General features: G+C 65.3%; 14 protein-coding genes. 9 read left to right on the plus strand and 5 right to left on the minus strand.

Annotation, left to right across the window (positions count from 1 at the left end):
- Positions 1-110: 110 nt before the first annotated feature.
- Positions 111-1,337, minus strand: coding sequence for a DUF3108 domain-containing protein (locus VSR68_RS25470; protein ID WP_342942488.1), 1,227 nt, complete (start codon positions 1,335-1,337; stop codon positions 111-113).
- A 97-nt stretch (positions 1,338-1,434) separates the two neighbouring features.
- Positions 1,435-2,325 carry an IclR family transcriptional regulator gene (locus VSR68_RS25475; protein ID WP_342942489.1) on the minus strand — a complete coding sequence of 297 codons (891 nt, stop codon included), beginning with the start codon at positions 2,323-2,325 and terminating at the stop codon, positions 1,435-1,437.
- Between the two features lie 163 nt (positions 2,326-2,488).
- On the opposite strand from VSR68_RS25475, the gene VSR68_RS25480 reads away from it, so the two are divergent.
- From VSR68_RS25480 to rfaE2, 6 genes are all read left to right on the plus strand, one after another.
- Positions 2,489-3,481 (plus strand): fumarylacetoacetate hydrolase family protein, encoded by a 993-nt coding sequence (locus VSR68_RS25480; protein ID WP_342942490.1) that lies wholly within the window; start codon positions 2,489-2,491, stop codon positions 3,479-3,481.
- A 236-nt stretch (positions 3,482-3,717) separates the two neighbouring features.
- Entirely contained in the window at positions 3,718-4,926 is a 1,209-nt protein-coding gene (locus tag VSR68_RS25485) for an ABC transporter substrate-binding protein (RefSeq protein WP_342942491.1), read from the plus strand.
- Between the two features lie 92 nt (positions 4,927-5,018).
- A complete protein-coding gene (locus VSR68_RS25490; RefSeq protein ID WP_342942492.1) occupies positions 5,019-5,870 on the plus strand; it encodes an enoyl-CoA hydratase/isomerase family protein in 852 nt (283 codons plus the stop codon).
- A gap of 560 nt (positions 5,871-6,430) precedes the next feature.
- On the plus strand, positions 6,431-7,165 hold the full coding sequence (locus VSR68_RS25495; protein ID WP_342942493.1) for a PhaM family polyhydroxyalkanoate granule multifunctional regulatory protein: 735 nt from the start codon (positions 6,431-6,433) through the stop codon (positions 7,163-7,165).
- Between the two features lie 557 nt (positions 7,166-7,722).
- Positions 7,723-8,601, plus strand: a complete 879-nt coding sequence (locus VSR68_RS25500; protein WP_342942494.1) for a ferritin-like domain-containing protein — start codon at positions 7,723-7,725, stop codon at positions 8,599-8,601.
- Between the two features lie 189 nt (positions 8,602-8,790).
- On the plus strand, positions 8,791-9,273 hold the full coding sequence (gene rfaE2 / locus VSR68_RS25505) for a D-glycero-beta-D-manno-heptose 1-phosphate adenylyltransferase (RefSeq protein ID WP_342942495.1): 483 nt from the start codon (positions 8,791-8,793) through the stop codon (positions 9,271-9,273).
- A 48-nt stretch (positions 9,274-9,321) separates the two neighbouring features.
- Here rfaE2 and VSR68_RS25510 read toward each other — a convergent pair whose 3' ends face one another.
- From VSR68_RS25510 to VSR68_RS25520, 3 genes are read right to left on the minus strand one after another with little or no spacing between them, the layout of a single operon-like run.
- Positions 9,322-9,561 carry a hypothetical protein gene (locus VSR68_RS25510; RefSeq protein ID WP_342942496.1) on the minus strand — a complete coding sequence of 80 codons (240 nt, stop codon included), beginning with the start codon at positions 9,559-9,561 and terminating at the stop codon, positions 9,322-9,324.
- Between the two features lie 39 nt (positions 9,562-9,600).
- Complete coding sequence (locus tag VSR68_RS25515; RefSeq protein ID WP_342942497.1) at positions 9,601-10,482, minus strand: type III pantothenate kinase; 882 nt, start codon at positions 10,480-10,482, stop codon at positions 9,601-9,603.
- Entirely contained in the window at positions 10,479-11,384 is a 906-nt protein-coding gene (locus tag VSR68_RS25520) for a biotin--[acetyl-CoA-carboxylase] ligase (RefSeq protein WP_342942498.1), read from the minus strand. Before VSR68_RS25520 ends, VSR68_RS25515 begins: the two co-directional genes overlap by 4 nt.
- 170 nt (positions 11,385-11,554) lie before the next feature.
- On the opposite strand from VSR68_RS25520, the gene VSR68_RS25525 reads away from it, so the two are divergent.
- The 3 genes from VSR68_RS25525 (at position 11,555) to VSR68_RS25535 (ending at position 14,620) form a co-directional block, all read left to right on the plus strand.
- Positions 11,555-12,694, plus strand: coding sequence for an ABC transporter permease (locus VSR68_RS25525; RefSeq protein ID WP_342942499.1), 1,140 nt, complete (start codon positions 11,555-11,557; stop codon positions 12,692-12,694).
- Positions 12,691-13,581: an ABC transporter ATP-binding protein gene (locus tag VSR68_RS25530; RefSeq protein WP_342942500.1), complete on the plus strand. Its 891-nt coding sequence runs from the start codon at positions 12,691-12,693 to the stop codon at positions 13,579-13,581. Before VSR68_RS25525 ends, VSR68_RS25530 begins: the two co-directional genes overlap by 4 nt.
- Before the next feature lie 76 nt (positions 13,582-13,657).
- Positions 13,658-14,620, plus strand: a complete 963-nt coding sequence (locus VSR68_RS25535; RefSeq protein ID WP_342942501.1) for an MlaD family protein — start codon at positions 13,658-13,660, stop codon at positions 14,618-14,620.
- Positions 14,621-14,634: the final 14 nt, after the last annotated feature.

The raw sequence follows: 14,634 nt of genomic DNA on the forward strand, positions 1-14,634 counted from the left end.
TCGCGTGATGAGCGCTGCTCGTCCTGCGATTCATGCACGCGACAGAAGTTTCTGAAGACGAGTACGGCCTCGATCGTTAAGTATCCCGCATCGCCAAGAGCCTGCTTGCATCAGGGCTTTTCGGGCCCGGCGCCTGGATCGGTGACGGAGGGTTGGGCGCTGCCCGAAGAGGTGTCGTCCGAAGAAGACGAAGAGGTGTCGTTGACATCCGGCGGAGCGAGCTTGCCGCGCCACACGAGTTCGATCTGCGTGCCGTTCGGTTCCGTCTGCACGAGGCGCGCCGGCAGCCAGCCGAGCGACGGCGCGAGCCACACGTCGATGCGCCGGCGATCGTTTTCGCGGCGCGGCAGCCGCATGAAATGCCGTGCATCGACCGTTCCTTGCCCGGTGCGCACGGTTTCGTCGCCTATCGTCTCGATAGGCCAGATCTCGCCGCTATCGTTGTCCGTCACGTAGAACTGCCGCGTGACGCCTGGCTGATAGGCGTCCGGGTCGCCGCGCACCAGACTGGCCAGTTGCATCACCATGCTGAAGCGGTCCTGCGCGCCGTCGGGCAGCGTTAATGTAGCCGGTGTGCGCGTAAAGCCGATCTGCTTCGTATCGCGATGGAACGTCGTCACGTCTTCGCCGCGACGGCCGCGCTTTTCGACGTACTGATCGGGGGCGAGACCGAACGCATCGACGTGTCCGTGGCTCGAATAGCTGAATGTGCCGACAAACGGTAGAGGCACCGAAACGACCATATCGTACGAGTGGCCATCGCTTGTCCAGTGAATCGTGCCGGGCTGATTGCGCACGCCGTTATAGAACGTGTCGTATTGCAGATCGCCCGATGGCGGCACGGAAAACTTCACGCCTGGCGTCGAGTGTGGTGCGCTGCCCTGGCCGATGCCGGGTCCAGGATTCGCGGCGGCCAGGGCTGCCGCAGCGGAGGCCGCAGCAGAATCCGAAGCGGCCGAAGCGACGACAGGCGCGCTGGCGGCTTCGTTCGTCGCGGGCAGTTTCGACGGCTTCGGACGCGTCGCCGTCAGCACATGCTCACGCGGCGGCTGCGCACCATGTTTGGGCGGAGCGGCCTTCGCGACGGCGGGCGGCGGAGAGCCCGCAGCCTGCGTTTCGATGCGCTCGGGCTTGAGCAGCGCAACCTGCACGGGAACGTGCTCCGGCGCAACCGGCTTGAACGTGTCGTGATGCCGTTCGAACCACAGCGCGGCGATCAGGTGCGCGCTGGCCACAACCGCCAGCACGCTCGTCCAACGCAGCCGCGACGAACGGCGCTGCGCCGCGGCGAGTTGCGCGTGCGACGAAACGGTGCGGACAGCGAATGGAGACGACATCGGAAGCAGTATGTTGAACGCGGAACACGGTTAAAGACGTTTCGACCGGGCGCCGCCGTCACCCGTTCATCGTGCGGTTTGTCGTATTGTCGAAACCCTATCGAGGCGTCGGACTATATCCGAGTTCGTATGACAGCTTTTGCGCACACTCGCGCAAAGCGGTATCGACTGCGCCGCCCCACGCGATGTCGAATGCGCCTTCGTGACCCAGCGCGATCAGTCCGAGCGCGAGATCGCCGTTCGAATCGAACACGGGCGTGCAGAACGCATGTATGGTCGGCAGCAACATGCCTTCGACGCGTGCCGCGCTATGCGCGCGCACGTCTTCGAGCACGCGCTCGACGTCCTCCGGCGTGGTCGGTGTGTTGGCCGTCGCCCAACGCTGCGTGTGCGCGAGCTCGCGTTCGATCATCGCGGCTGTCTTGCCGCGCGGCAGATAGGCGGCGAACAGCAGCCCCGTCGCGGAACTGAGCATCGGCATCACATCGCCGAGTTTCAGCGATGCCTTCGCGGGATAACTCGACTCCATCCAGTGCACGACGGTCGGCCCCTGATTGCCCCACACGGCGATGCCCACCGTCATGTCGAGCTGGTCGCGCAGTTCGGCGAGGGCAACGCGCGCGAGCTTCACGCCGTCGACGCGCGCGAGCCGCGCGAGCCCCAGTTGCAACGCGAAGCCGCCGAGTTCGTAACGGCCCGTCAGCGGGTCCTGCGCGACGACACCCAGGCGCTGGAAACTCACCAGATAGCGGTGCGCTTTCGCCGGGCTCATCCCTGCGCGCTGCGCGAGATCGCGCAGCATCATCGCGCGCGGTTCGTGCGTGAGCACGTCGAGCAGACGGAAGCCCACTTCGATCGACTGGATGCCCGAGCGCAGCTTTTCCTCGCCGCCTTCGTGCTGATCGACGGCATCGTCGTCGACGGAGTCGAGCGGTTCGGCGGATTCGGCTTCCTGGCGGATCGAAGTTGAACGGGCAGTCGGTGGCATAGGCAACAGGTCGAGCAGTGAACGTGAAAACGGCTGCGGGCAAACGACGCAAACCGGCGCGCGTCGCCATGTGCAAAAGCCCGCGTGAGGCGTCCGCTTGGGCCGCGCCGATTCACCATCGTAGAATACATTCCTCTTATCGTCATCCACACGCTTTCCCGCCATGAAACTTGCCACGCTGAAGGACGGCACGCGCGACGGTCAACTGATCGTGGTTTCGCGCGACCTGCATACGGCCGCCATCGCCGACACCATCGCGCCAACGATGCAGCGCATCCTCGACGACTGGACCTTCTACGCGCCGCAACTGCGCGACCTCTACGACGAGCTGAACCAGGGCCGCGCGCGCAACACGTTTTCGTTCGACGCGAAGGAATGCATGGCGCCGTTGCCGCGCGCGTTCCAGTGGGCCGACGGCTCCGCGTATGTGAACCACGTCGAGCTCGTGCGCCGCGCGCGCGGCGCGGAAATGCCACCCGAGTTCTGGACCGATCCGTTGATGTACCAGGGCGGCAGCGACGACTTCATCGGGCCGAAGGACGACATCGTGTGCGCGTCGGAATCGTTCGGCATCGACTTCGAGGCGGAAGTGGCAGTCGTCACGGGCGATGTGCCGATGGGCACGAAGCCCGAGCAGGCGTTGAAGAGCATCCGGCTCGTGACGCTCGTCAACGACGTGTCGCTGCGCAACCTGATTCCCGCCGAACTGGCGAAGGGATTCGGCTTCTTCCAGAGCAAGCCGGCGACGTCGTTCGCGCCCGTTGCCGTGACGCTCGACGAACTCGGCGATGCATGGCGCGAAGGCCGCGTGCATCGTCCGATGATCGTTCACTGGAACGGCAGGAAGGTCGGCCAGCCGGACGCGGGCACCGACATGGTGTTCAACTTCGGCCAGCTGATCGCGCATGCGGCGAAGACGCGCAACTTGCGCGCGGGCTCGATCGTCGGCTCGGGCACGGTCTCGAACAAGGACTCGAAGCGCGGCTACTGCTGCATCGCCGAGAAGCGTTGCCTCGAAACGATCGAGCACGGCGCGGCGCAAACCGAGTTCATGAAGTTCGGCGACACGGTGAAGATCGAGATGTTCGACGAAGCGGGCAAGTCGATTTTCGGTTCGATCGATCAGGCCGTTGCGCCGCTCGACGGCGCGCAGTGAGACGGGCATCGCGCATGACGTTTCATCGACGCGTCATGCACGCGTGAAGTTGGCGGCGCATTGCATCGAGCGAACCGAAAGGGTTTCGCCCGATGCCGATCGCGCCGCGCGCGCCGCTACACTGACGCTCGCGCGAGGGCATCGAGCCTCGCAGCCCGCGCTGTTCAGGTAGCGGAACCGCGCAAGCCACGCAGCAGCGCAGGACGCACAAAAACCATGAGCTATGGAGACAACGCATGCCGCGATACGGGACGTTTGCATTTTCAACTTTGCGCGAGCGCTTTACCCACTCTCGCGTGACAGGCCGGCGCACGGTGCTCGGCGCGACGCTTTCTTTTTTGCCGGGACTCGCGCTCGCGCAAGTGAAGATCGGCCTCGTGCTGTCGCTGACGGGGCCGGCCGCATCGCTCGGCATTCCCGCGCGCGATACCTCGACGCTCTTTCCGAAAGAGGTCGCCGGCCAGAAAGTAGAGTACATCGTGCTCGACGATGCATCCGATACCACGCAAGCCGTGCAGGACACGAAGAAGCTGATCTCCGAAAATCATGTCGATGCCATCATCGGCTCGTCGATCACGCCGAACTCGCTCGCAATGATCGACGTGATCGCCGAAGGTGAAACGCCTGCGCTTTCATTGGCGTCGTCGGCCAAGATCATCGAGCCCGTCGATGCGAAGCGGCACTGGATGTTCAAGACGCCGCAAACGGACGCGATGATGGCGTCCGCGATCACCGAGCACGCGAGCCAGCACGGCGTGAAGACGCTCGCGTACATCGGCCAGGCAGATGCGCTCGGCGAGACGTTCTACGCGGAAGTCGCGAAGTTCGCGCAGATCCATCACATCAGCGTGGTGGCCAACGAGCGCTTCAACCGCACCGACCCCAGCGTCACCGGCCAGATCCTCAAGATCATGGCGGCGAACCCGGATGCCGTCGTCGTGGGCGCGGCGGGCACGCCGGCCGCGCTGCCGCCGAAGACGCTGATTTCGCGCGGCTACAAGGGCAAGATCTATCACAACCACGGCGTCGGCAATAACGACTTCCTGCGCGTGTGCGGCGCCGATTGCAACGGCACGTTCCTGCCCGCGAGTCCTGTGCTGGTCGCATCGCAGCTTCCCGCGGACTATGCTTCGAAGCGTCTCGCGCTCGATTACATCGCACGCTTCGAGAAACTGCGCGGACCGGGCAGCGTGTCGGCGTTCGGCTCGTATGCGTGGGACGCGAGCATGCTGCTGAATAACGCGATTCCCGTTGCGCTGAAATCGGCCGCGCCCGGCACGGTCGAGTTCCGCCGCGCGTTGCGCGATGCGCTCGAAGCGACGCGCGGTCTCGCCGATACGAACGGCGTCGTCAATATGAGCACGACGGATCACCTGGGCCTCGATCAGCGCGCGCGCGTGATGGTCGAGATTCGCAGCGCGAAGTGGGAGTATCAGCCGCGCTAGAAACGCGGTGTGTTCGCGTGGCGCAGCGTCGGCTGCGCCGCGTGCGTGAAGTGTGTTCCGACGCCGACGCGTCGCTCTTACGGATGCCAGCCATGTCTCACGAATCGGAATCGCAAACGGTCGAACCCGCGTTTTACGCGCACTACAAGTCGCTGCGCGTGCGGCGCCACGCGCACGGCATCCTTGAAATCGTGATGAGCGGCGAGGGCACGAACAAGAGCAATCTCGCGACGGCGGACGCGAACATGCATCGCGAGCTCGCCGACATCTGGCGCGATGTCGACCGCGATCCGGAGACGCGCGTCGTGGTGATTCGCGGCGAGGGCAAGGGCTTTTCGGCGGGCGGCGATCTGGGCCTCGTCGAGGACATGGCCAATGACTTCGATGTGCGCACGCGCGTATGGCGCGAAGCGCGCGACCTCGTCTACAACGTGATCAATTGCAGCAAGCCGATCGTGTCGGCGATGCACGGACCGGCAGTCGGCGCGGGGCTCGTCGCGGGACTGCTCGCCGATATTTCGATTGCGACGAAATCGGCGCGCATCATCGACGGGCACACGCGTCTCGGCGTCGCGGCAGGCGACCACGCGGCGATCGTGTGGCCGCTCCTGTGCGGGATGGCGAAGGCGAAGTACTACCTGATGCTGTGCGAGCCGGTGAGCGGCGAAGAGGCCGAGCGGATCGGACTCGTCTCACTTGCCGTCGACGACAACGATCTGCTGCCGAAGACATTCGAAGTCGCGCGCAAGCTCGCGAATGGTTCGCAGACGGCGATCCGCTGGACCAAGTACGCGTTGAACAACTGGCTGCGCTCGGCGGGGCCCGCGTTCGACACATCGCTGGCATTGGAATTCATGGGTTTCGCGGGACCGGACGTGCGAGAGGGCATGGCATCGCTGCGCGAACGGCGCACGCCGGATTTTTCGGGCAAGGAGCCGTTCTAACGATGGCGCGGCGGCGGCTGCGTCGCCTGTTGATCGTCGGTGATGCAGGCGCGGGTGCGTTCCTTTCGGCCACGAATCGGCGAGTGCGGCTTTAGGGGAACGCAAAACCGTCATCGGGAGAAGCGCACGATAAGCGCGCTAATCCGGCGCGCAACCCGGCGCGCAATCCGGCACCTAACGAGGCACCCAACGAGGCACCCAACGAGGCACCTAACGAGGCACCCAACGAGCCACACAACGAGGCACCCAACGAGGCACCCAACGAGGCACCCAACGAGGCACCCAACGAGGCACCCAACGAGGCACCCAACGAGGCACCTAACGAGGCACCTAACGAGGCACCTAACGAGGCACCTAACGAGGCACCTAACGAGGCACCTAACGAGGCACCTAACGAGGCACACAACCAGGTACCCAACGAGGCATCCAACGAGGCACGCATCCCGGCACCCAACCGGCAAGCAATTCGCGAGGCCAGCCGCAAACGGCGCGCGGTATGATCGAACAGCATGCCGATGCCGCACGCTGGAACCGAACTCAGGAAATCAAGGAGAACCGCAATGACCGACACACCCGGCTCGACACCACCGTTTCCCGGCTTCCCCGGTTTCCCGCCCGCAGAAATGCTCGACCGCATGTGGGGCATGATGCGTCTCACGCCGTTCGGCGCTGCGTTTCCGGGCACGCATCCGGGCGCGGCGCAGGGCATCGTGCCGTCGCTGTCGATGATGTCCGACATGATGGCGCCGCTCACGAACGTCGAGGAACTCGACAAGCGCATCACCGACATGCGCGCCGTCGAGCAATGGCTCAAGCTCAACCTGAACATGCTGCAATCGGCGATTCAGGCGCTCGAGGTACAGCGCGCGACGCTCACGACGCTGCGCGCGTTCGGCGCGTTTGCGCAGCAGGCGATGACGCAGCCCGTAGCCGACGCGCCGCCGAAGCAGCCGGAGCCGCAGCCTGCCGCAAGCGCGCAGGAAGCCGGCGAGTCGACGCCGCCGCCCGCATTCGACGCGTCGGGCTGGTGGAATCTGCTGCAGGCGCAGTTCAACCAGATCGCACAGTTCGCGATGGCGCAGCCGGCTGCGACGACGGCGACGGGCGCATCGGAAGCGGGCGCGGGAATCGAACCGAGCGATCTCGATCCGGACGATGCGCCCGAGTCCGAAGCCGACGCCGCAGCGCAAGCGAAATCCGCCGACGACGCGTCGCGTCCCGCCGCGAAACGCCCGGCTGCGAAGCGCGCGACGGGCGGATCGGCTGCGAAGAAAACTTCGTCGGCGTCCGAATGACGTACCGGCGGCCGTATCGCGATGAAGCGATACGGCCGCTATAAAAACGCGTGCTCGCGCTAGCACATCCAGTTGAATTCGTGTGGATAGCGTGCGCCGACGTTGCTTTACGTCAATTCAAAGTGTGTCCTAACGGCCCGAAAACAGGGCCGTGCAGCCCCGCGTGCTATCATCGTGTAAGCTTTTTCTGGCCTGCGGGAGCGCGCGAACAAGGTCGCATCAACGACAGATTCGCCGCCCATGCCGGTGCCGATACGGTGCCGGAGCGTCCATCGCGGACCCCATGCTGCCGTCCAGGCCCCAAGCTGGCACGACCTCAGGCACAGGTTCTCCCTCACCCACGGTTGGCCGCGCATTCGAGGCATGAAATTCGCGTGCGCATCACGAGCCGCAGTAGTTCTTTTGCCAAAGCGTGCATCTTGGCAGTCGATTACCGCGTAAAATTGAATGCTGCGCTGATGACGGCGAAAGTTCCCGACGCGTCGGAATTTCCGTTCATCCGCAGCAAAGTAGCAACAGATAACAGACGTCGCCTTGCGCAGAACAGGGGTGGGATCATGAACACCATGCTTTATCCGGAACTTTACAAATCGCTCGAGTCCGTTCGATGGGACATGGAGAAGGACATTCCCTGGGACAAATTCGACGCGTCGCTGCTCACCGACGAGCAGGCGGCGACCATCAAGATGAACGCGATCACCGAATGGTCGGCGCTGCCCGCCACAGAAATGTTCCTGCGCGACAATCACCATGACAGCGACTTCTCCGCATTCATGAGCGTGTGGTTCTTCGAAGAGCAGAAGCACTCGCTGGTGCTGATGGAATATCTGCGCCGCTTCAAGCCCGAGCTGGTGCCCACGGAAGAAGAACTGCACGCGGTCCGCTTCGAGTTCGATCCGGCGCCGCCGCTCGAAACGCTGATGCTGCACTTCTGCGGCGAAATCCGCCTGAATCACTGGTATCGCCGCGCGGCTGAATGGCATACCGAGCCCGTCATCAAGCACATCTACGAAACCATTTCGCGCGACGAAGCACGTCATGGCGGCGCGTATCTGCGCTACATGAAAAAGGCGCTGACGAATTTCGGCGATGTCGCGCGCGCGTCGTTCGCGAAGATCGGCGTGCTGATGGCTTCCGCGCGTCGCACGGAAAAGCCGCTGCACCCGACGAACCTGCACGTCAATCAGTCGCTGTTCCCGCGCGACACCGTGCAATCGCGTCTGCCTGATCCGGAGTGGCTCGAGCGCTGGCTCGACGAGCAGATCCGTTTCGACGACGGCTGGGAAAAGAAGGTGGTCGAACGCATTCTGCACAACCTGTCGATCCTGTTCGAGCGCTCGTTCGGCACCGCTCAGGAACTGAACCGCTATCGCAAGGAAGTAGTGACGCGCCTGCAGGCTGAACAGCCGGTGGCTGCGCATCAGCAACTGGCCTGACAGAGGCGGCGCGCCGTCGGCTGAACGCACGGCGCGCGGCACAGGAACGCCACGGCCCGGCAGGTGAAAACCCGCCGGGCCGTTTTTCTTTCTGGCTTTGAATCCATGCGTCGCCGCCGTGCAGCTCTTCTGCAACTGCAAGGGGCGATTCAAATACACTCGACGCACATCCGCTAAACGACTTCTCACATGGCCGCTACTTTTGAACGCAAGCTCATGACGCGCGATGCCCTCGCGCAACTTCGCCCTTCGCTGCCAAGCCCGGTGGTGTTCACAAACGGCGTCTTCGATATCTTGCATCGCGGGCACGTCACCTATCTCGCGGACGCGAAGGCGCTCGGCGCGACGCTGATCGTCGGCGTGAACAGCGATGCGTCGGTGCGCATGCTCGGCAAGGGCGGCGACCGCCCGATCAACAACGAAGCCGACCGGATGGCGCTGCTGGCCGCGCTGGAAAGCGTCGACTGGGTGGTGCGTTTCGAGGAGCAGACGCCCGTCGCGCTGATCGACGCTTTGCGCCCCGACGTGCTGGTCAAAGGCGGCGACTACGACATGGACAAGCTGCCGGAATCCGCGCTCGTGCGCGGCTGGGGCGGCAAGGCGCTGGCGATTCCGTTCGAACACGACCGTTCGACGACGGCGCTGCTGAAGAAAGTGCGCGCGCAGGGCTAATGACGACGCGGTGACGGTCCGGCCCGCGCGTTGTCGACCAAGCCGCTCTTACTGGTTCAGCGTCGACGTGGCGACGGGCGTAATGGGCGCGGGTCCACCGACGACAGCGAGATCCGTCGCGTCGGCGGCCGACATCGGATACACACGCAACTGGTCGGGACGCACCTGCCGGCCCAGATGATTCGGTTCGCGAGGCCCCGCCGCGGGCGACGGGCCGAACAGCCCGCGCATCGTGATGAACGCGAGGATGTTGGCGAGCAGGAGCAGGGCGATTAGCCAGCGCAGCATCGTTGATGTCTCCACCATTGTTTGTCCTGTGTTCGGTGCTCAGGCCGGGCGAGCGTCCGGCGGCGAATCCGCCGAAGCTTCCGCCGCGATCAGCGCCAGTCCCGCGAGCACGAGCGAATCGTGACGCGTGTGCGGCACGCCCAGCGCCTGCGCGAGTTCGCCCGCTGCGCCGCCGCTGACGACGAGCCGCACGGGCGCCTTCCATTCATCCTGCAGATCGCGCCACATCCGCTCGACGAAGCCGATCTGCGCCAACGCGCATCCCGACGACAACGAGCGCGGCGTATCGACCGCGAACCACGCAGCGCGATTCGCATGCTCACCTGTGCTTGCGGCGTCGCCGTCGCCATCGTCGGCGAGCAGGCCGCGCGCGGCGATTGCGTCGAGCGTCGGCAGTTGCGCCGTATGCTCGCCGAGCGAGCGCATCATCAGCGACCAGCCCGGCGCGATCAATCCGCCGACGAACACGCCATCGGCGTTCAATGCTTCCAGTGTCGTCGCGGTGCCGAACGTCGCGATCAGCAGCGGTTCGCCCGGAAATGCCGCGCGTGCGCCGATCATGCCCGCCCAGCGGTCGCTGCCGAGTTGCGACGGCGTCGTGTAGCGATTCGTGACGCCACACTGCCGCGCAGCCGAGCGGATCGTCGTGCGCGGCAGAGCGGGCCAGCATCGGTCGATGAATGCGTCGATGCGGCGCGCGACGGCGTCGCCAGCGACGTTCGATAACCATGCAGAACCCGGCGCAGGCAGTGTCGACCAGTCCGGCTCATGCCTTGACTGCAAGGGATCACCGGTGCCCTTGACCAGCTGGCCGCCATGCGCGAACGCGCCTGAGTGCGTCTGTGTACCATCGGCCTGAACGAGCGCCCACTTGACCCGGCTATTGCCGGCGTCGATTAGCAGATACGGTGCGCCACTCATGCGGCGCCGCTGCCTTCGTCCGCGAGACGAAGCGACACGTCGCCCGTCGCGATCGCCTGCCTGCCGGACGGGGTATCGAGCAGCAGTTGCCCGAGATCGTCGACGCCTGCCGCGACGCCGCGTCCGGTCTCGACGCCCTGCTCGAACAGCACGACATCGCGCCCCGCGTAGGCGTGACAGCCGTTCCAGCGCTGCCGGAACGGCGCGAAGCCTTCCGCGCCGAAGCGCTGCAATGCCGGCTCGAGCGCGTTGAGCTCGGCGGCGAGGGTATCGGTGAGATTTGCGTTCGGCAGCGCGCGAGAGAGGGCCGTGGGCGCTGCGCCGCGTGCCTGCGCGGGCACGTCCGCGTTGAGCGCGCCCACTTTCGCGGCGAGTTCGTCGGCGCCCTTCACGTTCGTGCCGATACCGATCACGACGGCGCTCGCGTCCGGCGTGCTCCACGCCGTTTCGATCAGGATGCCGGCGAGCTTGTCGCCTTCGAGCAGCACGTCGTTCGGCCACTTCAGCGCGATCTGACCGGGGCCCGCGACGGGCAGCGAACGCAAGCCGTCGACGAGCGCCACGCCCACAGCGAGGCTCAGCCCCGCGAGTCCTTCGAGCGGCCGCGGCAGCACGCACGCGACCGAGAACAGCAGCGCGTTGCCCGGTTCCGCATACCAGGTGCGGCCACGGCGGCCGCGCCCCGCCGTCTGCAGATAGGCGACCCGCACGACGGGCCGCGCGAGCGCGCCCGGTTTGCGTGGCAGCGCTTTCACGCGCGCCATCAGGTCGGCGTTGGTCGAGCCCGTCTCTTCGACGATCTCGATGGGCCAGTCATGCGCGGCCGGTCCGAACAGGGCGACGGCGCGCTGCCGGTCGATTCGCCAGTCGCCCGGGGCGCTGGATGAGTTAGGGGTATTCATGCACCGTATTTTAGCCACTGAGACTGTCATCGTGATCGGGTCGTGACCCATTCCGCTCTCCTCATGCTGCCCCGCCAGAACTCGCGCCGTAACGAGGCATACCACCAGGGCCCAATAGCGGTGGCTTCGCTACAATGCCCGTTAATCCGATAACCACATTCCAGCGATCCTTGAACTACGACACTCCTCCCGGACTGGAAGTCGCGGCAGGCAGCCAGGGCAAGATCGTGCGCCTGTCCGGTCAGTGGACTGCGCTTGCGCTCGCGCGTGACCGCGTCCACGAAAGGGCGTTGCCGCGTCTGCGCGAACTGATCGCCAGCCGCGCGCATGTCGCGCAATGGGATCTGTCGCAAGTGGAGCGGATGGATCATGTCGGCGGCCAGGCGCTGTGGCGCGTGTGGGGCTACAGGCTGCCCGCCGATCTCGTCGCGCTCAACGATACGCAGCGCGATATCTTCGAGCGCATCGCGCTGCTCGACACCGCGCGTGAGAACCCCGAGCCCGTGCGTCGCTTCGATCCGTTCACGCAGCTCGGCTTGGGCATCTTCGCGTTCTTCGAGCATCTGTATGGCGGCATCGCGATGTTCGGGCGCGTGATCCTCGATCTGCTGTCGATCGCGCGCAATCCGAAGCTCGCGCCGTGGAAGGAGTTTTCGGCGAACGTCTACAGCGCGGGCACGCAGGCGCTGCCGATCACCGCGCTCGTCGCGTTCCTGATCGGCATCGTGCTCAGCTATCTGTCCGCGCAGCAGCTGCGGCTTTTCGGCGCGAACCAGTACATCGTGAACATTCTGGGGATGTCGGTGCTGCGCGAGCTCGGCCCCGTGCTGTCGGCGATCCTGGTGGCAGGCCGCTCCGGCTCGGCGATCACCGCGCAGATCGGCGTGATGCGCGTGACGGAAGAACTCGACGCAATGCGCGTGATGGGCATTCCGCACGGCTTGCGTCTGATCTTGCCGCGCGTGCTCGCGCTGTCGCTCGCGATGCCGCTGCTCGTGATGTGGACCAACATCGTTTCGTTGACGGGCGGCGCGCTGGCCGCGAAGCTCGTGTTGCAGATCGACATGTCGTACTTTGCGCGCGCGCTGCCGGGCGTCGTGCCTGTCGCGAACCTGTGGATCGGGCTCGGCAAGGGCGTGGTGTTCGGCATGCTGATCGCGATCGTCGGCTGTCACTTCGGCTTTCGCATCAAGGCCAATTCGCAGAGTCTCGGCGAGGGCACGACGACATCCGTTGTCACGTCGATCACGGTCGTCATCCTCGCCGACGCCGTGTTCGCGATTCTCTTTCAGAACGTGGGGCTGTCATGATCGCGCCGCTTACCTCCGCCGTACGGGACCAGCCGCTGCCGCAGATCGCGGAAACCGTGATCGAGGTGCGCAATCTCACGAAGCGCTACGGCCGCAACATCGTCCATCAGCATCTGGACTTCGACGTGCGGCGCGGCGAGATCGTGTCGATCGTCGGCGGCTCGGGCTCGGGCAAGACGACGCTGATGCGCCAGGTTCTCGGCCTCGAAAAGCCGACGTCGGGCACGATCAAGGTGTTCGGCGAAGACATCGCCCAGCTCGACGACGAAGAAGCGGCGCTGATGCGCGTGCGCTCGGGCATGCTGTTCCAGCACGGCGCGCTGTTCTCGTCGCTGTCGGTATTCGACAACATCGCGCAGCCGTTGCGCGAGCTCGGCAAGGTGCCGGAAGACCTGCTGCGCGACATCGTGATGCTCAAGCTCGAAATGGTCGGGCTGCCGTGCAAGCACGCATCGAAGATGCCGGCGGCGCTGTCGGGCGGGATGGTCAAGCGCGTGGGCATCGCGCGCGCCATCGCGCTCGAACCCGAGCTGCTGTTCCTCGACGAGCCGACGGCGGGTCTCGATCCGCAGGCATCCGACGAGTTCGTCGAGCTGATCAGCGCATTGCATCGCGCGCTCGGCCTGACCGTGGTGATGGTGACGCACGATCTCGATACGATGGTCGCGCTGTCGACGCGCGTCGCCGTGATCGCGGACCGCAAGGTCGTCGTGGCGGCGCCCGTCGAGGAAGTGGCGGGCTTCGATCACCCGTTCATCCGCGAGTATTTTCTCGGGCTGCGCGGGCGGCTCGCGTTGCAGGGGCTGTCGCCGGAGCGGCGCGCGAAGCTGCCGCACGAGGCGCTGGAGCCTGCGGCGGAAGCGCTTCCGCTGCGCACTGCGCTGTGAGTCCGGCAATCACACGCGGCCGTGAAAGCGCCCGCGTAGCCGGCCGCCAACCCGCTGCGAACCAGGGAACCTGACCATGGAAAACAAATCACACGCCTTCTGGGCCGGGCTCTTCACAGTCGTGATGGCGATTACGATCGGCGTGGCGGCGTTTTTCTTCAACGTCGACCGCTCGGTGCGCATCCCGTTCGATCTGATCGCGCGGACCAATGTCACAGGTTTGTACCCGGATGCTGCGGTACGATATCGCGGCCTCGACGTCGGCAAGGTGCAGTCGATCAAATTCGATCGCGCGCATCCGGGACAGATCCTGATCCGCATCCTCGTCGACAAGAACGCGCCGATCACGCATTCGACGTTCGGCAGTCTCGGCCTGCAGGGCGTCACGGGCCTCGCGTTCATTCAGCTCGACGACACGGGACACGACACGACGCCGCTCGCGTCGTCGCCGAAGAACGTCGCGCAGATGCCGATGCGTCCGGGCCTGCTCGACCAGTTGCAGTCGCGCGGCGACGTGCTGCTGCGCGAACTGGAAAAGACCGTGCGCGACGTCGACGAGCTGCTTTCGCCGGAAATGCGCGCCCAGCTGATGGCGACAGCGGCGAGCCTGCAACATGCGGCCGATGGCGTCGCGACGCTCACGGCGCAAATGGGACCGGCAGCGGGCAAGCTGCCGGGCACGTTGAACCAGCTGGACCAGACGCTCGTATCGACGAACCGGATGATCACGAGCCTTAATCGCGCCGACGGTCCGCTCAACGTCACGCTGAACAAGGTCGGCACGGCCGCGCAGCAGGCGGGCGATGCGCTGACGGCGATGAATGCGACGCTGCAGGACGTGTCGGCGCGCGTCGGCTACGACACGCTGCCGCGCGTCAACTCGCTGGCGGAAGACGTGCGCTCGGCCGTGCGCTCGGTCGACCGCGCCGCCGATACGTTCAGCAGCACGCCGAACAGCGTGCTGTTCGGCGCGCCGCATGCCGCGCCCGGCCCGGGCGAGCCGGGCTTCGTGTGGCCTGCGTCGCGCGCGGCACAATGAATTTCAAAGGAATA

The sequence above is a fragment of the Paraburkholderia phymatum genome, from assembly GCF_038900715.1.
GTDB lineage: Bacteria > Pseudomonadota > Gammaproteobacteria > Burkholderiales > Burkholderiaceae > Paraburkholderia > Paraburkholderia phymatum_A.

Bases quoted from the DNA above. Each gene is read 5' to 3' on its own strand.
- VSR68_RS25515 (WP_342942497.1), bottom strand. From the start codon at position 10,482: ATGAGTGGCGCACCGTATCTGCTAATCGACGCCGGCAATAGCCGGGTC.
- VSR68_RS25475 (WP_342942489.1), bottom strand. From the start codon at position 2,325: ATGCCACCGACTGCCCGTTCAACTTCGATCCGCCAGGAAGCCGAATCC.
- VSR68_RS25495 (WP_342942493.1), top strand. From the start codon at position 6,431: ATGACCGACACACCCGGCTCGACACCACCGTTTCCCGGCTTCCCCGGT.
- VSR68_RS25520 (WP_342942498.1), bottom strand. From the start codon at position 11,384: ATGAATACCCCTAACTCATCCAGCGCCCCGGGCGACTGGCGAATCGAC.
- VSR68_RS25490 (WP_342942492.1), top strand. From the start codon at position 5,019: ATGTCTCACGAATCGGAATCGCAAACGGTCGAACCCGCGTTTTACGCG.
- VSR68_RS25485 (WP_342942491.1), top strand. From the start codon at position 3,718: ATGCCGCGATACGGGACGTTTGCATTTTCAACTTTGCGCGAGCGCTTT.
- VSR68_RS25530 (WP_342942500.1), top strand. From the start codon at position 12,691: ATGATCGCGCCGCTTACCTCCGCCGTACGGGACCAGCCGCTGCCGCAG.
- VSR68_RS25500 (WP_342942494.1), top strand. From the start codon at position 7,723: ATGAACACCATGCTTTATCCGGAACTTTACAAATCGCTCGAGTCCGTT.
- VSR68_RS25480 (WP_342942490.1), top strand. From the start codon at position 2,489: ATGAAACTTGCCACGCTGAAGGACGGCACGCGCGACGGTCAACTGATC.
- rfaE2 (WP_342942495.1), top strand. From the start codon at position 8,791: ATGGCCGCTACTTTTGAACGCAAGCTCATGACGCGCGATGCCCTCGCG.
- VSR68_RS25470 (WP_342942488.1), bottom strand. From the start codon at position 1,337: ATGTCGTCTCCATTCGCTGTCCGCACCGTTTCGTCGCACGCGCAACTC.
- VSR68_RS25535 (WP_342942501.1), top strand. From the start codon at position 13,658: ATGGAAAACAAATCACACGCCTTCTGGGCCGGGCTCTTCACAGTCGTG.
- VSR68_RS25510 (WP_342942496.1), bottom strand. From the start codon at position 9,561: ATGCTGCGCTGGCTAATCGCCCTGCTCCTGCTCGCCAACATCCTCGCG.